This window comes from Bradyrhizobium sp. USDA 3240, assembly GCF_054063295.1.
The window spans coordinates 3,132,014-3,154,424 of record NZ_JBSSGD010000002.1; the positions used below are offsets into that span (position 1 = coordinate 3,132,014).

Consider the following 22,411-nt stretch of genomic DNA (forward strand, 5'->3'; position numbering starts at 1 on the left):
ACTTAATGTACGGCAATTGCCCTGACATGATTAATGCTCCACTAACAGGGCATGGCTCCCCAACTATTTGAGATGGCCCAAGCACTTGCCTAATAAGCACTTGCCGAAAACGATCGGATCGGCTGAACGATGTTGGCGGCAACGGCGTGGCTGCGCGAAAATGTTCGGACCTGAAGGACGAGATGGACAGGGTTGATTGCGTGATCGTCGGAGCGGGGGTGATCGGCCTCGCCGTGGCGCGGAGGCTGGCACAGGCCGGCCGCGAAGTGATTGTGATCGAGGAGGCCGAGGGGATCGGCACCGTCACCTCGTCGCGAAACAGCGAGGTGATCCACGCCGGCATCTACTACCGGGCCGGCAGCCTGATGGCGCGGATGTGCGTCAGCGGCAAGCGGGCGCTTTATCGTTACTGTGCCGAGCACGGCATCCCGCACAAGAATTGCGGCAAGCTGATCGTCGCCACCACGGCCAAAGAAACCGAAAAACTGCAGTCGATCCGGGCTCATGCCGAGGCGAACGGCGTCGACGACATGCAACTTCTGTCCGGCGAGGCGGCACGCGCGCTGGAACCGGCGCTGAACTGCGACGCGGCGCTGCTGTCGCCCTCCACCGGGATCATCGACAGCCATGCCTATATGCTGGCGCTGCGCGGCGACGCCGAGGCGGCGGGAGCGGCATTCGCCTTCCATACGCCGCTGCTCCACGCCAGGGCAACCGCCAACGGATTCGAGATCGAGGCCGGCGGCGCGGCGCCCATGACGCTGGCCTGCGATCTGCTGGTCAATGCCGCCGGCCTCGGTGCAACGGCGGTCGCGCGCAGCGTCGAGGGCATGCCGATCGAATTGATTCCAACGGCCTATCTGGCCAAGGGCAATTACTTCAGCTGCAGCGCCAGGGCGCCGTTCTCGCACCTGATCTATCCGGTGCCGGAGCCCGGCGGGCTCGGCGTGCATCTGACGCTCGACATGGCCGGACAGGCGAGGTTCGGCCCCGACGTCGAATGGATCGATCACATCGATTACGCCGTCGACCCTGATCGGGCCGAGCGGTTCTATCCGGCCATCCGCAAATACTGGCCGACCCTGCCGGACGGGGCGCTGATGCCGAGCTATTCCGGAATCCGGCCCAAGATCGTGCCCCCGGCGGTCGCGACCCAGGATTTCCTGATCCAGGGACCGGCCGATCACGGCGTCGCCGGTCTGATCAACCTGTTCGGGATTGAATCGCCCGGACTCACGTCATCGCTCGCGGTCGCCGACCACGTCGGCGAGCTGGCGAAGCTCTGAGCAAATGCAGCATGGCCTCCCGGGGGATGCGCGCCGCGGCGTTCATCCCTCGGTGAAAGGCCAGACTATTTGCTAAATTTGCGGAGGAACCGGCTTAGTGGACCGTGTCGTCGGCGGAAAGTCTCAACCGCTCGATTTGGTCCTTGACCATCAACTTGCGGCGCTTGAGCTCGCAAATGTGGAGATCGTCTACGGAGGGGTGAACGAGTGCTTCGTGCAGTTCGTTCTCGAGTATTTTGTGCTTACGCTCCAGCTCAACGAGATGGGCCTGTATTGCCATTGCGAACACTCCTCGGTGCGTTAAACCTCAGGTTCGATCCGGACCAATAAGTCTACACGAGTGGGCCGCGCTGTCGATAGGGGACGCGAAATGCCGCACGCACTCATTTCGGTTTATCTGTAACTAATCGTGACTATGGAACCGGTTCGGCTTGCGCGGCGCGCGCTCAGGGAGGATATTCCGGCGAGCGGCTGCTTCGGCCGTAACAACCTCTTCGTGTTTACCAGTCAATACACAACCATGAACGATCAGGATGAGCGCGAACTCCTCGCCGAGCTTGCGCGTCTGCAACAAGAGCACCGCGACCTCGATGCCGCGATCGACGCGCTGCATCAATCGCCGGCGCCGGATCTCTTGATGCTGCAACGCTTGAAGAAGCGGAAGCTGCAATTGCGCGACCGCATCGCCTTCATCGAAGATCAGATCACGCCCGACATCATCGCCTGACGCCTGTCGCTGCGGTTCGGCTGCCCGCTGGTTCAGATCCGGCGACGGTTTTCCCCGTCATCCACAGCGCCTCATTGGCTTCACGTTCGCGGCAACGGACACGGGCGTGCTTTTCGGCGCTTGACTCCAAAAGAACAAAATAAGAACATGCCGATCCAGCCGCCAGCCATCAGAGGGAGTTTCGCCATGTCCGCACCGCCTTCCCTGCCCGACAACAGCCGCTACGAGAAGGCCTGCGATCAGGCGATCGCGATGTGCGACGGCAACCTGCGCAGCACCATCAAGGCGCTGATCATGGCCAACGAATATCTGGAAGCCGAGCTCGAGGAACTGCAGGCCGCGATCGCGGCCGGCTGCGTGCCGGCGCGAACCCATGCGGCGAGCGATGCCGCCTGATCTCTGAGGGAGCACAGCAATGGCTGACGTAACCTACTACGTGGCGCTGCCCTTCATGCAGGACGACGACGGCACGCCGGTCGCCGGCAGTGCAGAGGAGTGCCAGAGCTCGGCAATCGCGCTGCGCCGGGCGGAGACGATGTCGCGGATGCCCGGCAGCATCGGCGCCGTCGCGTTCAGCCGCACCGGCGATCCCGCGATCGGCGAATTCGGCGATGCCAAGCTGCTGCGGGCCTACGGCGATGTGCCGGAGGATCTGAGCGCGCTCTAGGCCTCACTAGCAGCTGGATTCATGGCGCCGCTGCGCCTTGCGCACATACATCGCACGATCGGCCTCGTCGAGAACGCGATCAGCATCCGAATGCGCGGTGAGGATCGCAACGCCTGCCGAGGCGCCCGCGGAGATCCGGCTGCCACGGAACACGAAGCTCAGGCGATCGATCGCCTCCTCCAGCGCAGCCGCCTTGGCGCGTGCATCGGTCTCGCTGAGATTCCACAGCAGCACTGCGAACTCGTCGCCACCGAGACGGCCGATCACGTCGGAGGCGCGCACTTGGTCCGATATCGCGGCGACGATCGTCTTCAGCACCTCGTCACCTGCCGCGTGCCCGAAGGCATCGTTGATCGGCTTGAGGCGGTCGACGTCGAGCACGATCACCGCGCCGGAGGCCTGATAGCGCTTGATGAAGGAGAGCGAACGGACGAGCTCGCGCTCGAAGCCGCGCCGATTCAGGATGTCGAGCAGGAAGTCGGTCTCGGCGGAGGCTTGCAGCTCCTCGATCCGGGCCTGGGCCCGCGCCAGCTGCGCCCGCAACCTGCGGATCGTGGATTTGTCGCCGGACGCGACCGCGCCTCGCGTGGAAACTTCGGTCCCAGCCCCTTTGGCTCCAGTCCCTTTTGTTCCAGTCCTGCCGGGTGCGGATTTGCGCGCGGCGGGCGCGCCTTTTCGTCGTTTTGCCGGCCCGGAGGCCGCCGCCGTCGTCTTCTTCTTCATGCGCATCCTTGTTGAGGCCTGCTTATGAAGGCTTGCCGGGATTCACCAAGACAGGATAGTCCATTCTAACTCCCTTGCCACGCCTTGGATGACGCCCGGGCCGCCCCTATAATCCGGCCTATGCATTTGGATTCCTGCACAGAATTGAAGAGATGACCGCTCCGATCGCCATCATCATGGGAAGCCAGTCCGACTGGGAGACCATGCGCCACGCCGCCGAGACCCTGGCCGCGCTGGGCGTTGCCTGCGAAACACGCATCGTTTCGGCGCACCGCACCCCCGACCGGCTCTATGCCTTTGCCAAGGGCGCCAAGGCGGCCGGGCACAAGGTGATCATTGCCGGCGCGGGCGGCGCCGCCCATCTGCCGGGCATGACGGCCGCGCTGACCGAGCTGCCGGTGTTCGGGGTTCCCGTCGAGTCGAAGGCGCTGTCCGGCGTCGATTCGCTGTACTCGATCGTGCAGATGCCGGCCGGCATCCCGGTCGGGACGCTGGCGATCGGCAAGGCCGGTGCGATCAATGCCGCGTTGCTCGCGGCAAGCGTGCTCGCGCTCAACGATCCCGCACTGTCGGTCCGTCTTGCGGCCTGGCGCCAGCAGCAGACCGATGCGGTCAAGGACCATCCGGAGGGCGCGGCGTGACGGCTTCGAACCTCGTGAAGCTGAAGCCGGGCGACACCATTGGAATCCTCGGCGGCGGACAATTGGGCCGGATGCTGGCGATGTCCGCGGCGCGCCTCGGGCTGCGCTGCCAGGTGTTTTCGCCGGATCCGGACTCGCCCGCCTTCGACGTGGTGCAGCACGCGACCTGCGCGGAATATGCCGACGTCGAGGCGCTCGAACTGTTCGCCAACGACGTCGACGTCGTCACCTATGAATTCGAGAATGTGCCGGCCGCGACCGCGATGGTGCTCGCCGCGCGCCGTCCGGTGCTGCCCGCGTACAAGATCCTCGAGACCACGCAGGACCGGCTGATCGAGAAGGACTTCGTCAGCAAGCTCGGGATCGGCACCGCCGATTATGCCGACGTCACCTCGGTCGCAACACTCCGCGCAGCGATCGAACGGATCGGCCTGCCTGCCGTGATCAAGACCCGCCGCTTCGGCTATGACGGCAAGGGCCAGGCGATCATCCGCGCCGGCGACGACCTCGAGCAGGTCTGGCAGGACCTCGGCACCAAGTCGGCCATCCTCGAGGCCTTCGTGCCGTTCGAGCGCGAGATCTCGGTGATCGCCGCGCGCTCGGCTTCCGGCGAAGTCGAGTGCTTCGACGTTACCGAGAACGAGCACCGCGACCACATTTTGAAATTTTCCCGCGCGCCCGCCGCGATTCCCGAACAGCTTGCCGCGCAGGCGCGGGCGATCGCCGAAAAGATCGCCACGGCGCTCGACTATGTCGGCGTGCTCGCGGTGGAGCTGTTCGTGGTGCCCGGGAACGGCGCAGCGACCGTGCTGGTCAACGAGATCGCGCCGCGCGTGCATAACTCCGGCCACTGGACGCTCGACGGCGCCTCGATCTCACAATTCGAGCAGCACATCCGTGCAATCGCCGGCTGGCCGCTGGGCAAGCCGGTGCGCCACGGCGAGGTCACCATGACCAATCTGATCGGCGACGACATCCTGAGCTACGAGCAGTGGCTCACCGTTCCCGGCGCCACCGTGCATCTGTACGGCAAGGGCACGCCGCGCCCCGGCCGCAAGATGGGGCACGTCACCGAAGTGACGCCGGCCCGCAAGCCGTAACTCCACACCAGCGGCCGCGGCCGCCTTCGCGTCATCGACGGAAATGGGATCGTGGCAACCACGATCCCATTAGCGCTCTAGCCGATCATGCAGTCTTGACGCCGGCGACGACGCCGGTCGGCTCGTCGCTGAGCCAGCGATAGATCACGCCGCCGAGCGCACCGCCGATCAGAGGCGCGACCCAGAACATCCAGAGCTGCCCCAGCGCCCAGCCGCCGACGAACAGAGCCGGCCCGGTGCTGCGCGCCGGATTCACCGAGGTGTTGGTGACGGGAATGCTGACGAGATGGATCATCACCAGCGCGAGGCCGATGGCGAGCGGCGCGAAGCCGGCGGGCGCCTTGCCGTGGGTCGATCCCATGATGATGAACAGGAACATCATGGTCATCACCACCTCGGTGATGAAGCACACCACCATGCTGTAGTGGCCCGGTGAGTGCGCGTCATAGCCGTTGGAGGCGAAGCCCTTGCTGACATCGAAGCCAGGCGCGCCGCTGGCGGTCACATAGAGCAGCCAGGCCGCGATGATCGCACCGGCGACCTGCGCGATGATGTAGGGCAGCACCTGGCCGCCGGGGAAACGCCCGCCCGCGGCGAGCCCGACCGTCACGGCCGGGTTGAGGTGGCAACCCGAGATATGGCCGATCGCATAGGCCATGGTCACCACACTGAGCCCGAACGCCAACGACACCCCGACCAGGCCGATCCCGACCTGCGGAAAGCCGGCCGCGATCACCGCGCTGCCGCAGCCCGCGAATGTGAGCCAGAACGTACCGATCAGTTCGGCCGCGTATTTCTTCATGTCCATGTGGCATCTCCCCTATTTCCAATGTCCGGGTTATCTGAAACCTCCGGGAGCGGCCCCGATCCCGGCGCCAAACCACCCAAATCAGGGCCGCACGAAGGCATTTTCGCCCCATTTCGTGGCTTTACTAGGCCCTAAAGTCACTCGACCGGTGGACATCTGCGCGTTTGTCTGATACATGCGCGCGCCTAGGGTTAAGAGGCAGGCCTTTTGCCGCCCCTTCACCTTGCCAGAATTCCGAACCGATCAATTCAAAAGAGGATGCCGCGTGCAGGTTCTCGTCCGCGATAACAATGTCGACCAAGCCCTGAAGGCGCTGAAGAAGAAGATGCAGCGCGAGGGCATTTTCCGCGAGATGAAGCTCCGCGGTCACTACGAAAAGCCCTCTGAGAAGAAGGCTCGCGAAAAGGCCGAAGCCGTGCGCCGCGCACGCAAGCTGGCGCGCAAGAAGCTGCAGCGCGAAGGCCTGCTGCCGATGAAGCCGAAGCCGGTGTTCGGCGCTGGTCCCGGTGGCGACCGTGGCGGCCGTCCCGGTGGTGCAGGCGCCGGTCGCGGACCGCGCTGAACCGTTTTGCCGATCTGGAAGTCTAACAGCGCGGGCCACAGGCCCGCGTTGTCGTTTTGAAGCCAGCCGTGTTCCGGGGTACTCATGCAAAACGACCGGCAAGAGCATTTTGCATGATGGCCGTTCCGGCGCCCCGCTCCCCGCTCCCAGAATCCGCGCACCGCCGTCGTGCTGCGCACTTCGTCATCATGGCCGTGGTTCTCGGCTTGCCGCTCGGGGGCTGCTCCTTCGACTTGGGATCATGGGGCTCGGACGACAAGCCGAAACAGGCTGCCGCTGCCGACAAGCCCGCTGCCGTGCATTCCGGCAAGGTCGACGAGGCACAGGCGGAGTTCGAGCAAGCGCTGACCGCCGACCCCTACAACATCCAGGCGCTGTACGGCCGTGGCCTGATCTATCAGGGCCGCGGACAACATCAGCAGGCGATCGACGATTTCACGGCAGCGAGCGGGCTGTCGCCGCAGAAGGCCGAGCCGCTGATCGGCCGCGCCGCCAGTTACCTCGCCCTCGACAAGGCCAAGCAGGCCGCCTCCGACCTCGACGAGGCCGTGCAGGCCGATCCCAGCAATGTTGCGGCGTGGAGCGCCCGCGGCCAGGCCTATGAGCGGCTCGGCGACAAGGCCAAGGCGGCGGCGTCCTACAATCGCGCACTCGCGCTGCGGCCAAATGACGGAAGCGCGCGCAGCGGGCTGGCGCGCACCGGCGGCTAGAGCTTCGGGTTACTTCGGCAGGACGGCGTGGAACATCGACTTCATGCCGGAGAACATGTCGTCGGTGACCGATGTGCGCTCGTTCTTCGGCGCCGGCATGGCGGCGTCGGCGCGCAGATCGAGCGGGGCCTGCAACACCGGAACCGGAATGTCAGCCGGCGGCGTCAGCCGATTCGCATCCTGGGCATTGGCGGCGTAGGGCGGGCGCGGCTGCGCGGCTTGATCGGCATTGTCGGTGGACGGGTTCGACACCATGATCGGCGGCGGCAACGGCCGGATCGCCGGGGCTGCCGCGGGGCGCTGCTGGTCAGGCAGGCGGGCGAGATCGGTGCTGCGAGCGTCTTGGGAGCGCACGGCGTCCTGGGATCGCGCAGCGTCCTGCGGACGCTCCTTGCGCAACCGCTCGATGGCGGCACGCGCAAGATCGTTAGCGTCGCGGGCTTCCTCCGGCGTGACGGCGGACTCGACCGGCGCCGCGGCGGGCGCAGCCTTCGCGACCGCCTTCGGCGCCGCCGGATGATGGCGCGAGTCGGCGGGGATGCTGGCCGTCTCGGCCGGCGCGTCAGCCTTTGTGTCGGCAGATTTGGGGTCAGCCGATTTGGGATCGGCGGGCTTCTCGGTGACGGTGGCCTTCTCCGACGCCGACCGCTCGATCAGGGTGCGCTCGGACATGCCTTTGGCCTTTGCGCCGGCTTCCGGGAGGCTGCTGACGACGGTGGACTTTTCGGCGGGCTTGGCGGCGGCTTTCGGATCTGCCTTGGGATCCACAGCGGCGGTCACGGCTGCGGCATCCGGCCCTTGCGGCTTGGCCACGATGTAGTGATTAACGATGTACGCCCCGATGATGGTCGCTGCCACCGAGGGTAAGATGTCCATCACGAATTTCTTCAGGTAACTCAGCATGACCTGCCACTCCCCACCCCGTTATTTCATGCTGGAACTTTGAGGCACATTCAGGGATCAACTGCGACGGATCGGTGGCAAACCCCCGTTCCGACGTCACCTTTGGTGTCACTTTGGTTTCAGCGGAGGCGCCCCCTGCGCAGGCCGCATCCACCTCTTAATTCATCGCGCAGCCGTTAACGGGTTATGAATTTCCACAGCCGCGCCTGCTCGGAGCTGCCATTCTCCCCGCGCAGGGTTACCGCCCGCGTCAGGGCTTGAGTTCGACCTCGAGGAACACGATCTCGCTGGCCGTCTCGTTAAGCACGTCGTGCTGGACCCCGGCCTTGCGGAAATAGGACTTGCCGGCCCCGAGCTGCGCCTTCGAGCGCTCGCCGTTCGGCGCCACGATGGTCATCTCGCCTGCTGTGATCGGAACGATGACGTAGTCCATCTCATGGGTGTGGTGGCCGGTGGCGCTGCCCGGCGCGAGCCGCCATTCGGTCACGCGGACCTCCGCGGTATCCACCTGCACATCCGATTTGGCGCTGAGCATCGTCACTTCTCCACGAAAGCGTTTTCAAGCGAAGTGGGTACCGGTTCGCGTGAAGAAAACGCGTCAAAACAAGAATCCAGAGCCGGTCCCGATTCGATCGCGACGGTAAAGGCTCTAGGGCACGAAAACCATGAACACGAACACCGCGAACACCACCATGTGAACCAGCCCGAACAGGATGTTGGTGCGGCCGGTTCCGAAGGTGAGCATGCTGACCATGAAGGTGAGCAGCAGGATCAGCATATGCTGGTTGCTGAGCCCGAGCACCAGCTGCTTGTCGAGCACATAGGCGGCCGCTGCCACGGCGGGAACCGTGAGCCCGATGGTGGCGATCGAGGAGCCGAGCGCGAGGTTGATGCTCTTCTGCAGGTCGTTCTTGCGCGCCGCCGACACCGCGGCAACGCTCTCCGGCAACAGGATCAGGGCCGCCACCACCAGACCGGCAAAGGCCGGCGGCGCACCGATCTTGATGGTGACGACATCGACCACCAGCGAGAATTTCTTGGCCAGCAGCACCACCGCCAGCAGCGACACCAGCAGCAGGGCAACGCTGATCGCCGTCTCGCGGTCCGACATCACCTCGCCATGCGCCGCCGCCTCATTGGCGCCGCTGACGAAGTAATCGCGGTGGCGGATGGTCTGGGTGTAGAGGAACACCGCATAGAGCAGCAGGGTCACGACACTGATCACGGCGAGCTGGGCCGTGGAGTAGATCGGGCCCGGCGCGGTGAGCGTGAAATTCGGCATGTCGAGCGTGATAGTCGCGAGCACGAACAGCACGCTGAGGTAAAGGTTGGCGCCGGTGATCTGGAAATCCTGCTCGCGGTAGCGGATGCCGCCGATGAAGATGCAGAGCCCGACCAGGCCGTTGCAGACGATCATCACCACTGCAAACACGGTGTCACGCGCCAGCGTCGGCGCCGGGGTGTCGCCCAGCATGATGGTCGAGATCAGCGCCACCTCGATGATCGTCACGGCCAGCGTCAGGAGCAGCGTGCCGAACGGCTCGCCGATCCGCTCGGCAATCATCTCGGCATGGTGGACGGCCGCAAACACGGTGCCGAACAGAATCACCAGCAGCACGGCCGCGAACACCCAGCCCCCGGCCGATGGCGCGAAGCTGTAGCCGGAGGCCGAGACCGCGGCAAACAACAGCACCGCAAGAACGGGATACAGCCAGGCCGACCGTGGCATCGGTCCGTGTGCGCTCATCGTGGGGTCCCCTCACGTCATTGGCCCCGATTATGCGACAGACAATCGCCGCCGTCAGCCTCTAGCGGCGTCGATAAACCGGCGCGCGGTATCCATCGCACCGAAATTATCGAGATCGTCGTGCCCGCCGCCGGGCAGACGCACGAACTGCTTGGGCTCGCGGGCGAGGCCGAACAGCCGCTCGCCTAAGCGGATCGGTATCGCCGGATCGTCGCTGCCTTGGATGATCAGGAGCGGCGCCGTGACGCCAGCGATTCGCCGGTCGGAATGGAATTGATCCCGCATCAGCAGGCTGACTGGCACAAACCAGAAGTGCTCAGCGGCGACGTCGGCCGTCGAGGTATAGGGTGCCTCCAGGATCAGCTTGCCGATGGGGTGTTCGGCGGCGAGCGCGACCGCAACGCCGGTGCCGAGGGAAAATCCCCAGGCCACGATCTGCTCGGCACGGTAGCGCGCGGTGGTGAATTCGTAAGCGGTCGCGGCGTCCAGCAGCAGGCCCTGCTCGCTCGGAGATCCGCTCGAGCCGGCGTAGCCTCGATAGGACAGCGCCACCAGCCCGGTACCGTCGGCCGTGATGGACTTGAAGCGCGCCACGCGGCCGGCCAGGAAATCGCCATTGCCGGGAAAGAACAGCACGACCGGCCGGCCCGGCTTCGCCGGCACATGCCAGACGATGACCTTCTCGCCATCGGCCGTGGTGAGGACCTGCTCCTCCGCTTCGGGAAGGCCCGCGGCTGCGGGCGCCGTCCGCCCGACCGGCGGGATCGGAAACAGCAATTCGCGCTGCTTGACGTACAGCACCGCGAGCCCGCCGAGATAGACGACGACCGCGGCGATCACGAGCCATTTCAGGATTGCGAGTGCCAGCCCCATGATCGGTACCGCAGCTATGTCTTGCCGCGGAGCTTCCGCTGCTTCTCGACCTCAACCTTGATGCTGTCGGGGACCGGCCGGCACGCGCACGCCGACGCGTGCGCGACATGCCATTTGATGCGCTGCTCGCGCGTGGCCCGAGGCGGCATGCGATGGTCTCGATGCCACTCCCGGTTCAGCGCCATTCGCCGCCCGCCCTACATCGCCTTGACGATGTTCTCGGTGACCTTCTTGGCGTCGCCGAGCAGCATCATGGTGTTGTCGCGGTAGAACAGCGGATTGTCGATGCCGGCGTAGCCCGAAGCCAGCGAGCGCTTGATGAACATCACGGTGCCGGCCTTCCAGACCTGCAGCACCGGCATGCCGTAGATCGGCGAGGTCTTGTCCTCTTCCGCCGCCGGGTTGGTGACGTCGTTGGCGCCGATCACAAACGCGATATCGGCCTGGGCGAACTCCGAGTTGATGTCCTCGAGCTCGAACACCTCGTCGTAGGGCACGTTGGCTTCGGCCAGCAGCACGTTCATGTGGCCGGGCATGCGGCCCGCCACCGGGTGAATGGCGTATTTCACCTCGACGCCTTCCTTCTTCAGGATGTCGCCCATCTCGCGCAGCGCGTGCTGGGCCTGCGCCACCGCCATGCCGTAGCCGGGCACGATGATGACCTTGGAGGCGTTCTTCATGATGAAGGCGGCATCGTCCGCCGAGCCGAGCTTGGCGGGTTTCTGCTCGCCCGAGCCGCCGCCGGCCGCCGCGGTCTCGCCGCCGAAGCCGCCGAGGATCACCGAGATGAACGAGCGGTTCATCGCGTGGCACATGATGTAGGACAGGATCGCACCCGACGAGCCGACCAGCGCGCCGGTGATGATCAGCGCCGAGTTGCCGAGCGTGAAGCCGATGCCGGCCGCGGCCCAGCCCGAGTACGAGTTCAGCATCGAGATCACGACCGGCATGTCGGCGCCGCCGATCGGGATGATCATCAAGACGCCGAGCGCCAGCGCGATGATCGTGATCAGCCAGAAGTCGAGCGCGCTGCCCGACATCACGAGGCCGACGATGAAGAACACCAGCGCCAGCGCCAGTGCGATGTTGATGACGTGGCGGAACGGCAGGATGATCGGCGCGCCGCTCATCCGCGCCGACAGCTTCAGGAACGCGATCACCGAGCCGGTGAAGGTCAGGGCGCCGATCGCAACGCCGAGCGACATCTCGACCAGGCTCTGCGGATGGATGTTGCCGGGCGTGCCGATGTCGAACGCCTCGGGCGCATAGAACGCGCCGGCGGCGACCAGCACCGCGGCCATGCCGACCAGCGAGTGGAACGCAGCGACGAGCTCCGGCATCGAAGTCATCGGCACCCGGCGCGCGATCACGGCACCGACGCCGCCGCCGATCGCGACCGCGAGGATCACCAGCAGCCAGGCCACGCCGTCGGCCGGCGGATGGCTCGCCAGCGTGGTGCCGACCGCGATCGCCATGCCGATCATGCCGAACATGTTGCCCTGGCGCGACGATGCCGGGCTCGACAGGCCGCGCAGCGACAGGATGAACAGCACCCCCGCCACGAGGTACAGAACAGCAGCCAGATTGGCGTTCATCTCAGGTCCCCCTTTGTCTTCGTCACCCCGAGGTGCACGCCGCTCACTTGGCTTTCTTCTTGTACATCGCCAGCATGCGCTGGGTGACCAGGAAGCCGCCGAAGATGTTCACGCAGGCGAAGATCAGCGCCACGAAGCCGAAGCCGCGGGCCCAGCCCGAGCCGCTCGACACCATGCCGACGCCGACCGCGAGCAGCGCACCGACCACGATCACCGACGAGATCGCGTTGGTCACGCTCATCAGCGGGGTGTGCAGCGCGGGCGTCACCGACCACACCACGAAGTAGCCGACGAACACTGCAAGAACGAAGATCGACAGCCGGAACACGAACGGATCGACGGCCTGCGCGAGATGCTCCATGGCTTCTCTCCTTACTTCGGCTGGAAGTTGGGATGGATGACGGCGCCGTCCTTGGTCAGCGCGGTGGCCTTCACCAGCTCGTCGTCCCAATTGACCGCGAGCGCCTTGCTGGCCTTGTCGACCATCGTCTCGATGAACGAGAACAGGTTGCGCGCGTAGAGGCTGGAGGCCGAGGCGGCGACGCGGCCGGCGACGTTGGTGTAGCCGACGATCTTGATACCGTCGGTCTCGACCACCTCGCCGGGCCTCGCCCCCTCGACATTGCCGCCGCGCTCGACCGCGAGATCGACCAGCACCGAGCCCGGCTTCATCGACTTCACCATCTCGCCGCTGACGAGCTTCGGCGCCGGACGGCCCGGGATCAGCGCGGTGGTGATCACGATGTCCTGCTTCTTGATGTGCTCGGCGGTCAGCGCGGCCTGCTTGGCCTGGTATTCCTTGGACATCTCCTTGGCGTAGCCGCCGGCGGTCTGGGCGTTCTTGAACTCCTCGTCCTCGACCGCGAGGAACTTTGCGCCCAAGCTCTCCACCTGCTCCTTGGTGGCGGGCCGCACGTCGGTCGCGGTCACGATCGCCCCGAGGCGGCGCGCGGTCGCGATCGCCTGCAGGCCGGCGACGCCGACGCCCATCACGAACACCTTGGCGGCCGGAATGGTGCCGGCCGCGGTCATCATCATCGGGAAGGCCCGGCCGAACGCTTCGGCGCCCTCGATCACCGCGCGGTAGCCGGCCAGATTGGCCTGCGAGGACAGCACGTCCATCACCTGGGCGCGGGTGATGCGCGGCATCAGCTCCATCGCGAACGCGGACACGCCGGCATCGGCCATCGTCTTCAGCGCGGCCTCGTTGCCATAGGGATCCATGATCGCGATCACCAGCGCGCCGCGCTTGTACTTCGCGAGCTCCGAGGCCTCGGGCCGCTTCACCTTGATAATGATGTCGGCATCCCTGAGCGCATCGGCGCTGACGGTGGCGCCGGCGGCCGTGAGCTCCGAATCGGGCAAGCCCGACTTGACGCCCGCGCCCGGCTCGACCGCGACCTCGGCCCCCAGCGCCTTGAACTTCTTGATGGTATCGGGCGAGACCGCAACCCGCGGCTCGGACGCATCGATTTCCTTGGCAACGGCGATCTTCATGGGCCCTCCGGCGGCGCGCGCGGCGCACGCGTCTTCAAACTAGCGTTATTTTCGCCAGATTGGATACCCGGTTTTTCCATCCGGGTTTTCGACAGGAATTCCGGCACCGCCGCGGGACGGCGATGCCGCTAGCCAATCAGAGGATCAGACCAGGAAATAGGCCATCAAGGCGAGGAGGATGGCGACGCTGATGGTGCCGTATTTGACCAGTATGAGAAACCCTTCATAGGTCTGCTCATGCGCCACGTAATCGTTGCCGTCGGCGGTCGTATAGGCCACTTCGCTATGGTCTGCCATCGCTGTCCCCAGTCAGAAATTCGCGTTCTGCGAGCCATTACCGCAAACAGGTTGGCAGGGCAACGGCGTGGTCCCGATCGGGCGATTTGAACCGCAAATCGTCCCCGATTCACCCGATCGAGCGACGGCCCTGCGGCCGCCCCTTCGGCAGGATTGATCTCCCAAACCCGGGCGTCATGGGATGATCATGCCGTGAGGCGCAAAAAACGCCGCACGAATCTGATGCTGGGCCAGCCGGAAGGCCGATGGTCGTCAGCCCATCGTCTCCAGCTCGTCGATCATGCCGGCGATGACGGACAGGCCGCCGTCCCAGAATTTCGGGTCCTTGGCGTCGAGCCCGAACGGCCGCAGCAGCTCGGAGTAATGCTTGGTGCCGCCGGCAGCGAGCATGTCGAGATAGCGCTCCGCAAACCCCTCGGATGCGTGCTCGTAGACCGCATAGAGCGAGTTCACCAGGCAATCGCCGAACGCATAGGCGTAGACGTAGAACGGCGAGTGGATGAAGTGCGGGATGTACATCCAGAACGTCTCGTAGCCCGGCTTGATCTCGATCGCGGGCCCCAGGCTCTCGCCCTGCACGCTGAGCCACAGCTCGCCGATCCGCTCGGCGGTGAGTTCGCCGTTCTTGCGCTCGGTATGAACCGCGCGCTCGAACGAATAGAACGCGATCTGCCGCACCACGGTGTTGATCATGTCCTCGACCTTGCCCGCGAGCAGCGCCTGGCGCTGCTTGGCGTTCTTGGTCTGGGACAGCAGCCGCTTGAAGGTCAGCATCTCGCCGAACACGCTCGCGGTCTCCGCCAGCGTCAGCGGCGTCGGCGCCATCAACGCGCCGTTCTTCGCCGCCAGCACCTGATGGACGCCATGACCGAGCTCGTGCGCCAGGGTCATCACGTCGCGCGGCTTGCCCTGATAATTCATCAGCACATAGGGGTGCGCCGACGGCGTGGTCGGATGCGAGAACGCACCGGGCGCCTTTCCCGGACGCACCGGCGCGTCGATCCAGCGATCGCTGAAGAAGCGCTCCGCGATCTCGGCCATTTTCGGCGAGAAGCCGTTATAGGCCGACAGCACCATGTTGCGCGCTTCCGGCCAGGCGATGGTGCCGGTCGCCGCGAACGGCAGCGGCGCGTTGCGGTCCCAGTGCGGTAGCTTCTTCTTTTTGAACCAGCCGGCCTTCAACGCGTAATAGCGATGCGACAGCTTCGGATAGGCCGCGCGCACCGAGGCGACCAGCGCGTCGACCACCTCGCGCTCGACGCGGTTGTTGAGGTGGCGGGAATCCGCGACGTCCTGGAAGCCCCGCCAACGGTCGGAGATTTCCTTGTCCTTGGCCAGCGTGTTGGTGATCAGCGCGAATGTGCGCTCATTGTCCTTGAAGGTCTTGGCGAGCGCCTGCGCGGCCGCCTTGCGCTTGTCGCCGGCCTTGTCCTGCAACAGGTTCAGCGTCGGCTCGATCGCGAGCTCCTTGCCGCTGATCTTGAAGCGCAGGCCGGAGATGGTCTGGTCGAACAGCCGGTTCCAGGCGGCGTAGCCGCTCTGCGCCTTCTCGTGGAAGAGCTGCTCGACGCGATCCTCGAGCTGGTACGGCTTGTCCTTGCGCAGATCCTCGATCCACGGCCGGTAGTGGCCGAGCGTGGGTTCGGCCATCGCGCGCTCGATCACGTCATCGTCAACGCGATTGAGCTCGAGCGCGAAGAACAGGAGATGCACCGAGGCGGCCGTCAGCCGTTCGGAGACGTCGCCGTAGAATTTCGAGATCGCGGGATCGACGCTGTCGCCGGCGTGGACCAGGCCGGCATAAGAGCCGAGACGGCCAGCCAGATCGTCGATCGCCTCGTAGCGCCTGATCGCCCCGGCCAGCCACTTTCCGCCGCCTTCCTTGCCGGTATTTTCGGCAAGCTTGCCCTTGTAGTCGGTCTCAAACGCGACGCAATCTGCATCCATTTTCTGCAAATCGCGCGCAACTTCCGGCGCGTCGATACCGGAGTAGAGATCCGCCAGATTCCATTCCGGAAGCTTGCCGGTCTTGCCGGCTGCCTGTTTCGGGCCGGCTGCGGCCGGTTTGCGTTGCGCGGCCGTCTTGCGCAGCGCGGCTTCCTTGCGGAGAGCGGCCTTGCTGAGAGCAGACTTGCCGGGAGCAGACTTCGAGGAGGCAGTTTTGGAGCGCGAGGTCATCTTGTTCGTAACCTTACTTCAGTCGGAAAGATGTCGGCGGCGGCGGAATGAAAGCGGGTTTGCAAGGTTTAAGAGTGCGTTAATCGGCATCGGCGACATTGCCCCGATTCGAGACAGATAAACGTAGCGTGCGGGGAAAACCATGGCTGCCACCATTTTGATCGCCGATGATGACGCCGTACAGCGTCGTTTGGTTGAAAACATGGTGCAGAAGTGCGGCTATGAGCCCCTCGTCGTGGACAGTGGCGACGCGGCGATAGCGGCCCTGACCGCATCCGAGACGCAGGCAATCGATGCCGTCGTGCTCGACCTCGTGATGCCGGGCCTCGACGGTCTTGGAGTCCTCGCAAAAATTCGTGAAGCTGGTTTGAACATCCCGGTCATCGTGCAGACCGCGCATGGCGGCATCGACAATGTGGTTTCGGCGATGCGCGCCGGTGCCCAGGATTTCGTCGTCAAGCCGGTCGGCTTCGAGCGGCTGCAGGTCTGCCTGCGCAATGCCCTCAACGCGTCGGCGCTGAAGGGCGAATTGCAGCGCATCCGCCACAGCCGCGAGGGCCGGCTGACCTTCACCGACATCATCACCCGCAGCGAGGCGATGGCAGGGGTGCTGCGCACGGCGCAGAAAGCCGCATCCTCGACCATCCCGGTGCTGATCGAGGGCGAGTCCGGCGTCGGCAAGGAACTGTTCGCACGCGCCATCCACGGCAGCAGCGAGCGCAAAGCCAAGCCGTTCGTCGCGGTGAACTGCGGTGCGATCCCGGACAATCTCGTCGAATCGATCCTGTTCGGTCACGAGAAGGGCGCCTTCACCGGCGCCACCGAGCGCCATCAGGGCAAGTTTGTCGAGGCCCATGGCGGCACGCTGTTCCTCGACGAGGTCGGCGAATTGCCGCTGGCCACGCAGGTGAAGCTGCTGCGCGCGCTGCAGGAAGGCACCGTCGAGGCGGTCGGCGGCCGCAAGCCGGTCAAGGTCGATGTCCGCATCATCTCGGCGACCAACCGCAAGCTGCTCGATCTCGTGAAGGGCGGCCAGTTCCGCGAGGACCTGTTCTATCGCCTGCATGTGCTGCCGCTGACCATTCCGGCGCTGCGGCAGCGGCGCGAAGACATCCCGCATCTGCTGCGGCATTTCCTGGCGCGATTCTGCGCCGAGGAGAACCGCAACATCACCGGCATCAGCGGCGATGCGATGGCGCATCTGGCGCAGCTCGATTGGCCGGGCAACATCCGCCAGCTCGAAAATACGGTGTATCGCGCCGTGGTGATGAGCGACGGCGACCAGCTGGGGCTCGCCGACTTCCCGCAGGGAACGACGCCGGTGCCGGAGGGCAAATCGTTGCAGGGCGAGCCGCTGGTGGTGTCGCCGTCCACGGCACCTGCCATGATTTCCGGTAATGAAATACCGGCAACCTCTGCCCTGCCCACGGCGGGCGGCCTCTCGATGCTCAATGCCGCGGGCGAGATGCGCCCGCTAGAAGATCTCGAGAACGAGATCATCCGGTTCGCGATTTCGCATTATCGCGGCCAGATGTCGGAGGTCGCGCGCCGCCTCAAGATCGGCCGCTCGACCCTTTACCGGAAGCTCGACGAAGCCGCGGCCGGCACGCGCACAAGCGACGCCAGCTAAACCTGAGGCCGACAGGGCCATATCAGGGAACCTTTTGAACCGTGTCCCGTCGGTGACAGACAAAGGCTGTGCCGCGTGGCAAAAACGCACGGCCCGAGCGAAATCAGTTGCTTCGAGGTCAGTTTGTCGTGAGTTGCCCCGCAAGGCGCTGGCTGCATAAGAGGGGCAAATGTATCGTCTGCGTTGATTGCGTGCAGGCATACGAGTCGCTTGAGAAGCCGGCGCTTTCGCGCAAGCTATGAAACCGAATACCGATTTGAACTGTTCCAGAATCTTGAGGGGGCAGTTCCACCCAGGGGGTGCGAAAATGCGTGACTGTTCGAACAACCGTCGAGGATTCGACCGCGTCTTGATGACCGTCGCGGCGACCTTCCTCACGGTGTCCGCGAGCTCGGCCTTCGCGCAGGACACGCCTCGCTCCAGCGCCTCGGAACTGGCGATCGACGCCGCGATCCCGCGCCCCGAACCGGCCAATGTGCCGCCGCCCACCGCAAGCGATTTCAAGGCCGACACCACCGCCGCGCTGCCCGACGCCGCCAAGCCGGCGGACGCGAAGCCCGCCGAGGTGCAGGCCACCGAAGCCAAGGCTGTTGATGCAAAGCCTGTTGATGCAAAGCCGGCAGAGCCGAGCGCAACCGCAAAGGCCGTCGAGCCGAAGCCTGCCGATGTTGCCACCGCGCCGGCGACCAAACCCGCCGATGCGCCTAAGGTCGATGCACTCAAGACCGACACCGCGGTCGCGCCGGCTGCGGCAGCATCCGCCCCTGCAACGGCCACAGCACCCGCCGCAACGCCGGCTCCCGCGACTGCCGCAGCTCCGGCTGCTGAGCCCGCGAAGGCTGCGAGCAACCTAGCCGCCGAGGATCAGCCGGTCGCCGACAAGCTGCGCGAGTTGCTCGCCAGCAAGTCGTTGCGCACCTTCGATCGCAAGAACGAGCGCGCCGCGGCCGAGAAGTTCTATTCGGCGCGCGAATATGCACCTGTCTTCACCAAGGCCGGCAAGCTGACCGATGCCGGCAAGGGCATCATCGCGCGCCTGAAGGATGCGGCCGCCGACGGCCTCGATGCATCAGACTATCCGGTGCCGGATTTCGCCGCGGCTGCCACGCCCGATGCGTTGGCCGACGCCGAGCTGAAGCTCGCGGCCAGCATGCTGGACTATGCCCGCCAGGCCCAGAGCGGCCGCATGCACTGGTCGCAGGTGTCGGCGGATATCCTCTATCCGGAGCACCCGATCGATCCGGCCGAAGTGTTCGCGAATGTGACCTCAGCCAAGGACGCCTCCGCCGCGCTCGACGGCTACAACCCGCCGCAGAAGCTCTACAAGGAGCTGAAGAAGAAGCTCGCCGAGCTGCGCGGCCAGGGCGACGGCCCGGTGATCACGATCGCCGACGGGCCCGCGTTGAAATACGTGCCCGCGCGCAAGAAGCAGGCCGCGGTCGAGATGGACGATCCGCGCGTGCCGGAGCTGCGCAACAAGCTCGGCATCACCGAGGATGCCGACAGCACCAAGTATGACGCGACGGTGGCGCGGGCGGTGGAGAAATTCCAGAACAGCGTCGACCTCAAGGCGACCGGCGTGCTCGACGAGCGCACGGTCAAGGCGCTGAACAATCCGAAGCGCGACCGCCAGATCGACACCGTGCTCGTCAACATGGAGCGCTGGCGCTGGCTGCCGCGCCAGCTCGGCGCCGCCAATGTCGGCAATGCCTATGTGATCCTCAACATCCCCGACTATACGCTGAAGGTGATGCAGAACGGCGCGCAGGTCTGGACCACACGCGTCGTCACCGGCAAGCCCGGCCAGCACGCCACGCCGCTTCTGACCGAGACGATGAAGTACATCACGGTCAACCCGACCTGGAACGTGCCGCCGTCGATCATCTACAACGAGTATCTGCCGGCCCTGCAGCAGGATCCGACGGTGCTGCAACGCATGGGCCTCAAGCTCGAGCGCAACCGCGACGGCTCGATCCACGTCTCGCAGCCGCCCGGTGAAGCCAACGCGCTCGGCCGCATCCGCTTCAATTTCCCGAACAAGTTCCTGGTCTATCAGCACGACACGCCGGACAAGTATCTGTTCGCGAAGGATGAGCGCGCCTTCAGCCACGGCTGCATGCGCGTGCAGAATCCGGATCAGTACGCGTCCGTGCTGCTCAACATCACCGAGCCGAACCAGCACTACACGCCGGAACGGATCCGCAGCATGTACGGCTCGAGCGAAGTCGATCTGAAATTCCCGACGCCGATCCCGGTCAACATCACCTACCAGACCGCGTTCGTGGACGACGGCGGCAAGCTGCAAATCCGCAGGGACATCTACGGCCGCGACGCCGCCATGCTGACGCTGCTCAAGAACAGCCGCGGCAAGGATCTCGAAACGGTGGTGGCACACGCCCAGCCGAGCTACGCGCGGCCGCCGAGCAGCAGCCTGCCGCCGGGCGTCAACGTCGCCGGCGACAACAGCGGCTTTGGCTCCTCCGGACCGAACTTCTTCGAGCGTCTGTTCGGTGGATTCGGCCAGCCGGAGCCCCAGCCGGTCCGCCGCGGCCAGGCCCAACAGCAGCGCCGGGTGATTACCCGCTGATCTGCCTCTTGGCCCGATTGCGATAAATATTGAAGCAAAATCAACGATCTCGCTCAAAAAGCGAGATCGTTTTAGTTAACCATTTCCCGTGGGGTCCGGGGAACAGGGCTATCTTTTGCCACACTCCCCCAGTTAGTTAAGCCCAACTTGGGGGCGGGTCGGTAAACCTCGGTTAACCCTCCCGCTTTAAGAAAGCGTTCACCGTCTTCCGCAGGGGGTCTGCGAAGATGCCGACCGAACGCTCGTCGACTGGGTGGGCTCATAGTGCTGGCTGTTTTCGCACGCCGCTACAAACCGCTGTCGCTGCCTAAGGCCGGATACCACGTCGGCCTGAGCGCGCTATTGCTGTTGGCGGGCGCCGGCTCGGTGCACGATGCGACTGCGCTGAACCAGACCCGCACCCTCTCCTTCCATCACACCCATTCCGGCGAAGACCTCACCGTCACCTTCAAGCGCGATGGCCGTTACGACGAAGCCGCGCTGAAGCAGCTCAATCACTTCCTGCGCGACTGGCGCTCCCAGGATGAGACGGTGATGGACCGTCACCTCTTCGACATCCTTTGGGAAGTGTACGGCGACGTCGGCGGCAAGCAGCCGATCCAGATCATCTCCGCCTATCGCGCCCCTGCCACCAACGCCATGCTCCGCCGCCGCTCCTCGGGCGTTGCGCGCCACAGCCAGCACATGCTGGGGCATGCGATGGACTTCTTCATTCCGGGCGTGCCGCTGGAGCAGATCCGCTACGCCGGCCTGCGGCTGCAGCGCGGCGGCGTCGGCTTCTATCCGACCTCGGGCTCGCCCTTCGTGCATCTCGACACCGGCGGCATTCGCCACTGGCCGCGGATGACCCGCGAGCAGTTGGTCCGGGTGTTCCCGGACGGCCGCACTGTCCATGTCCCGACCGACGGCACGCCGCTGAAGGGCTATGAACTCGCCAAGGCCGACATCGAGCGCCGCGGCAATGGCGACGATGCAGCGACCATCAGCAAGCCGACCTTGTTCGCGAAGCTGTTCGGTGGCGGCAAGTCGGGCGACGATGAAGACGAAGGCGCGGCCGCCGTGAACGACAAGCCCGCCGCCCCGACCGTGGTTGCGGCCGCAGCGCCCGCCAAATCCGCCGACCCCGTTCCGCTGCCGCGCGCCAAGCCGCAGCAATTCGCCGCCGCCATCCAGCTCGCCGCCGCCGACGCGCAGCTCGTCCCGATGCCGAAGGCGAAGCCGGCGGTGCAGGTGGTGCAGACCGCCGAGAACACAGCACCGCAATCGCCCGCCGACATCATCAATGCCCGCGGTTTCTGGGGTGACGACTCCGCGGCGCCGAAGCAGGCATCGGCGGCGCAGATCGCCGCGCTGAAGGCGCGTGAGGCGGTCGGCGGTTCCGATCCGCAGACCACCGCCAGCACGACGGACAACTTCAACAAAGCGCTCGCTTATGCGCCGGCTGCATCCTCACCGGTCGATCGCGCCAATATCGTCGCGGCGACCGCGCCGATCCCGCGCAATGTGCGCCCGCCACGCAATACGGCAGCGCCGGCCACCGAAATCAACACCGTCGTTGCGAAGGGCACCCCTGGCCAGGGCGTGATCACGACGTCGGCGCGGATCTCGGCCGCCAAGGGCAACGACATCTGGATGCGCGTCGTGATGCTGGCGCCGAGCGCGAGCAGCGGCATGCTGACCACGGTGCTTGGCGACACCGACATGAACATGATGCGGCAGCATTTCGTGAAACCGCAGGCCTCCGTCGCCATGACCTTCTCGGAAGATCCGATGATGGGCATGACCTGCGATCACTTCTCGGGCTCGGCCACCGCCCTCCTGACCACCCAGTCCTTCGTGCTGCGCACCGCCTCGCTGCGCTAGGCTTTCTGCCGACAACA

General features: G+C 65.2%; 23 protein-coding genes. 11 read left to right on the top strand and 12 right to left on the bottom strand.

Features of this window, described 5'->3' with window-relative positions; translation table 11 throughout:
- Positions 1-146: 146 nt before the first annotated feature.
- Positions 147-1,286, top strand: a complete 1,140-nt coding sequence (locus tag ACVIGA_RS15640; protein ID WP_456667057.1) for an NAD(P)/FAD-dependent oxidoreductase — start codon at positions 147-149, stop codon at positions 1,284-1,286.
- 94 nt (positions 1,287-1,380) lie between these two features.
- Here the strand turns inward: ACVIGA_RS15640 and ACVIGA_RS15645 are convergent, their stop codons facing one another.
- Positions 1,381-1,566 carry a YdcH family protein gene (locus tag ACVIGA_RS15645; protein ID WP_050422666.1) on the bottom strand — a complete coding sequence of 62 codons (186 nt, stop codon included), beginning with the start codon at positions 1,564-1,566 and terminating at the stop codon, positions 1,381-1,383.
- A gap of 240 nt (positions 1,567-1,806) precedes the next feature.
- Here ACVIGA_RS15645 and ACVIGA_RS15650 point away from each other — a divergent pair, with 240 nt between their 5' ends.
- The 3 genes from ACVIGA_RS15650 to ACVIGA_RS15660 all read left to right on the top strand — a co-directional run bounded on the left by ACVIGA_RS15650 (position 1,807) and on the right by ACVIGA_RS15660 (position 2,680).
- Positions 1,807-2,013, top strand: coding sequence for a YdcH family protein (locus ACVIGA_RS15650; protein WP_024583705.1), 207 nt, complete (start codon positions 1,807-1,809; stop codon positions 2,011-2,013).
- A 186-nt stretch (positions 2,014-2,199) separates the two neighbouring features.
- On the top strand, positions 2,200-2,409 hold the full coding sequence (locus tag ACVIGA_RS15655) for a hypothetical protein (RefSeq protein WP_050401735.1): 210 nt from the start codon (positions 2,200-2,202) through the stop codon (positions 2,407-2,409).
- 19 nt (positions 2,410-2,428) lie between these two features.
- Positions 2,429-2,680 (top strand): hypothetical protein, encoded by a 252-nt coding sequence (locus ACVIGA_RS15660; protein ID WP_212316296.1) that lies wholly within the window; start codon positions 2,429-2,431, stop codon positions 2,678-2,680.
- Positions 2,681-2,686: 6 nt separating this feature from the next.
- Here ACVIGA_RS15660 and ACVIGA_RS15665 read toward each other — a convergent pair whose 3' ends face one another.
- Positions 2,687-3,409: a GGDEF domain-containing protein gene (locus ACVIGA_RS15665; RefSeq protein WP_456667058.1), complete on the bottom strand. Its 723-nt coding sequence runs from the start codon at positions 3,407-3,409 to the stop codon at positions 2,687-2,689.
- A 146-nt stretch (positions 3,410-3,555) separates the two neighbouring features.
- Between ACVIGA_RS15665 and purE the strand changes: the two genes are divergently transcribed.
- Positions 3,556-4,044 (top strand): 5-(carboxyamino)imidazole ribonucleotide mutase, encoded by a 489-nt coding sequence (gene purE / locus ACVIGA_RS15670; protein ID WP_223975967.1) that lies wholly within the window; start codon positions 3,556-3,558, stop codon positions 4,042-4,044.
- Entirely contained in the window at positions 4,041-5,144 is a 1,104-nt protein-coding gene (locus ACVIGA_RS15675; RefSeq protein WP_375778551.1) for a 5-(carboxyamino)imidazole ribonucleotide synthase, read from the top strand. The genes purE and ACVIGA_RS15675 overlap by 4 nt, the downstream gene beginning before the upstream one ends.
- A gap of 85 nt (positions 5,145-5,229) precedes the next feature.
- On the opposite strand, the gene aqpZ is transcribed toward ACVIGA_RS15675, so the two are convergent.
- Positions 5,230-5,952, bottom strand: coding sequence for an aquaporin Z (gene aqpZ / locus ACVIGA_RS15680; protein WP_456667059.1), 723 nt, complete (start codon positions 5,950-5,952; stop codon positions 5,230-5,232).
- Positions 5,953-6,217: 265 nt separating this feature from the next.
- Here aqpZ and rpsU point away from each other — a divergent pair, with 265 nt between their 5' ends.
- Both rpsU and ACVIGA_RS15690 read left to right on the top strand, forming a co-directional pair.
- On the top strand, positions 6,218-6,514 hold the full coding sequence (rpsU, locus tag ACVIGA_RS15685; RefSeq protein ID WP_021078544.1) for a 30S ribosomal protein S21: 297 nt from the start codon (positions 6,218-6,220) through the stop codon (positions 6,512-6,514).
- Positions 6,515-6,630: 116 nt separating this feature from the next.
- Positions 6,631-7,224 (top strand): tetratricopeptide repeat protein, encoded by a 594-nt coding sequence (locus tag ACVIGA_RS15690; RefSeq protein WP_456670819.1) that lies wholly within the window; start codon positions 6,631-6,633, stop codon positions 7,222-7,224.
- 9 nt (positions 7,225-7,233) lie between these two features.
- On the opposite strand, the gene ACVIGA_RS15695 is transcribed toward ACVIGA_RS15690, so the two are convergent.
- The 9 genes from ACVIGA_RS15695 to ACVIGA_RS15735 all read right to left on the bottom strand — a co-directional run bounded on the left by ACVIGA_RS15695 (position 7,234) and on the right by ACVIGA_RS15735 (position 16,314).
- Positions 7,234-8,127 (bottom strand): hypothetical protein, encoded by an 894-nt coding sequence (locus ACVIGA_RS15695; RefSeq protein ID WP_456667060.1) that lies wholly within the window; start codon positions 8,125-8,127, stop codon positions 7,234-7,236.
- 250 nt (positions 8,128-8,377) lie between these two features.
- On the bottom strand, positions 8,378-8,662 hold the full coding sequence (locus ACVIGA_RS15700) for a cupin domain-containing protein (RefSeq protein ID WP_028340624.1): 285 nt from the start codon (positions 8,660-8,662) through the stop codon (positions 8,378-8,380).
- 114 nt (positions 8,663-8,776) lie between these two features.
- Positions 8,777-9,874 carry a calcium:proton antiporter gene (locus ACVIGA_RS15705; protein WP_456667061.1) on the bottom strand — a complete coding sequence of 366 codons (1,098 nt, stop codon included), beginning with the start codon at positions 9,872-9,874 and terminating at the stop codon, positions 8,777-8,779.
- 54 nt (positions 9,875-9,928) lie between these two features.
- Positions 9,929-10,747 carry an alpha/beta hydrolase gene (locus ACVIGA_RS15710; protein WP_456667062.1) on the bottom strand — a complete coding sequence of 273 codons (819 nt, stop codon included), beginning with the start codon at positions 10,745-10,747 and terminating at the stop codon, positions 9,929-9,931.
- A gap of 197 nt (positions 10,748-10,944) precedes the next feature.
- Positions 10,945-12,342, bottom strand: coding sequence for an NAD(P)(+) transhydrogenase (Re/Si-specific) subunit beta (locus ACVIGA_RS15715; RefSeq protein ID WP_456666461.1), 1,398 nt, complete (start codon positions 12,340-12,342; stop codon positions 10,945-10,947).
- 43 nt (positions 12,343-12,385) lie between these two features.
- Complete coding sequence (locus tag ACVIGA_RS15720) at positions 12,386-12,703, bottom strand: proton-translocating transhydrogenase family protein (RefSeq protein WP_016841609.1); 318 nt, start codon at positions 12,701-12,703, stop codon at positions 12,386-12,388.
- An 11-nt stretch (positions 12,704-12,714) separates the two neighbouring features.
- On the bottom strand, positions 12,715-13,839 hold the full coding sequence (locus ACVIGA_RS15725) for a Re/Si-specific NAD(P)(+) transhydrogenase subunit alpha (protein ID WP_456667063.1): 1,125 nt from the start codon (positions 13,837-13,839) through the stop codon (positions 12,715-12,717).
- 144 nt (positions 13,840-13,983) lie between these two features.
- Positions 13,984-14,136 (bottom strand): aa3-type cytochrome c oxidase subunit IV, encoded by a 153-nt coding sequence (locus ACVIGA_RS15730; RefSeq protein WP_163159659.1) that lies wholly within the window; start codon positions 14,134-14,136, stop codon positions 13,984-13,986.
- Between the two features lie 252 nt (positions 14,137-14,388).
- Positions 14,389-16,314, bottom strand: coding sequence for a M3 family oligoendopeptidase (locus ACVIGA_RS15735; RefSeq protein ID WP_456667064.1), 1,926 nt, complete (start codon positions 16,312-16,314; stop codon positions 14,389-14,391).
- Between the two features lie 142 nt (positions 16,315-16,456).
- Here ACVIGA_RS15735 and ACVIGA_RS15740 point away from each other — a divergent pair, with 142 nt between their 5' ends.
- The 3 genes from ACVIGA_RS15740 (at position 16,457) to ACVIGA_RS15750 (ending at position 22,394) form a co-directional block, all read left to right on the top strand.
- On the top strand, positions 16,457-17,944 hold the full coding sequence (locus tag ACVIGA_RS15740) for a sigma-54-dependent transcriptional regulator (RefSeq protein WP_456667065.1): 1,488 nt from the start codon (positions 16,457-16,459) through the stop codon (positions 17,942-17,944).
- 307 nt (positions 17,945-18,251) lie between these two features.
- Positions 18,252-20,531 carry a L,D-transpeptidase scaffold domain-containing protein gene (locus tag ACVIGA_RS15745; protein WP_456667066.1) on the top strand — a complete coding sequence of 760 codons (2,280 nt, stop codon included), beginning with the start codon at positions 18,252-18,254 and terminating at the stop codon, positions 20,529-20,531.
- A 264-nt stretch (positions 20,532-20,795) separates the two neighbouring features.
- Positions 20,796-22,394: a DUF882 domain-containing protein gene (locus tag ACVIGA_RS15750; RefSeq protein WP_456667067.1), complete on the top strand. Its 1,599-nt coding sequence runs from the start codon at positions 20,796-20,798 to the stop codon at positions 22,392-22,394.
- Positions 22,395-22,411: the final 17 nt, after the last annotated feature.

Coding starts and splice junctions, on each gene's coding strand:
- ACVIGA_RS15660 (WP_212316296.1), top strand. CDS start 2,429: ATGGCTGACGTAACCTACTACGTGGCGCTGCCCTTCATGCAGGACGAC.
- ACVIGA_RS15730 (WP_163159659.1), bottom strand. CDS start 14,136: ATGGCAGACCATAGCGAAGTGGCCTATACGACCGCCGACGGCAACGAT.
- aqpZ (WP_456667059.1), bottom strand. CDS start 5,952: ATGGACATGAAGAAATACGCGGCCGAACTGATCGGTACGTTCTGGCTC.
- ACVIGA_RS15715 (WP_456666461.1), bottom strand. CDS start 12,342: ATGAACGCCAATCTGGCTGCTGTTCTGTACCTCGTGGCGGGGGTGCTG.
- purE (WP_223975967.1), top strand. CDS start 3,556: ATGACCGCTCCGATCGCCATCATCATGGGAAGCCAGTCCGACTGGGAG.
- ACVIGA_RS15650 (WP_024583705.1), top strand. CDS start 1,807: ATGAACGATCAGGATGAGCGCGAACTCCTCGCCGAGCTTGCGCGTCTG.
- ACVIGA_RS15655 (WP_050401735.1), top strand. CDS start 2,200: ATGTCCGCACCGCCTTCCCTGCCCGACAACAGCCGCTACGAGAAGGCC.
- ACVIGA_RS15745 (WP_456667066.1), top strand. CDS start 18,252: ATGCGTGACTGTTCGAACAACCGTCGAGGATTCGACCGCGTCTTGATG.
- ACVIGA_RS15710 (WP_456667062.1), bottom strand. CDS start 10,747: ATGGGGCTGGCACTCGCAATCCTGAAATGGCTCGTGATCGCCGCGGTC.
- ACVIGA_RS15725 (WP_456667063.1), bottom strand. CDS start 13,839: ATGAAGATCGCCGTTGCCAAGGAAATCGATGCGTCCGAGCCGCGGGTT.
- ACVIGA_RS15690 (WP_456670819.1), top strand. CDS start 6,631: ATGGCCGTTCCGGCGCCCCGCTCCCCGCTCCCAGAATCCGCGCACCGC.
- ACVIGA_RS15695 (WP_456667060.1), bottom strand. CDS start 8,127: ATGCTGAGTTACCTGAAGAAATTCGTGATGGACATCTTACCCTCGGTG.
- ACVIGA_RS15705 (WP_456667061.1), bottom strand. CDS start 9,874: ATGAGCGCACACGGACCGATGCCACGGTCGGCCTGGCTGTATCCCGTT.
- ACVIGA_RS15740 (WP_456667065.1), top strand. CDS start 16,457: ATGGCTGCCACCATTTTGATCGCCGATGATGACGCCGTACAGCGTCGT.
- ACVIGA_RS15645 (WP_050422666.1), bottom strand. CDS start 1,566: ATGGCAATACAGGCCCATCTCGTTGAGCTGGAGCGTAAGCACAAAATA.
- ACVIGA_RS15700 (WP_028340624.1), bottom strand. CDS start 8,662: ATGCTCAGCGCCAAATCGGATGTGCAGGTGGATACCGCGGAGGTCCGC.
- ACVIGA_RS15720 (WP_016841609.1), bottom strand. CDS start 12,703: ATGGAGCATCTCGCGCAGGCCGTCGATCCGTTCGTGTTCCGGCTGTCG.
- ACVIGA_RS15735 (WP_456667064.1), bottom strand. CDS start 16,314: ATGACCTCGCGCTCCAAAACTGCCTCCTCGAAGTCTGCTCCCGGCAAG.
- ACVIGA_RS15665 (WP_456667058.1), bottom strand. CDS start 3,409: ATGCGCATGAAGAAGAAGACGACGGCGGCGGCCTCCGGGCCGGCAAAA.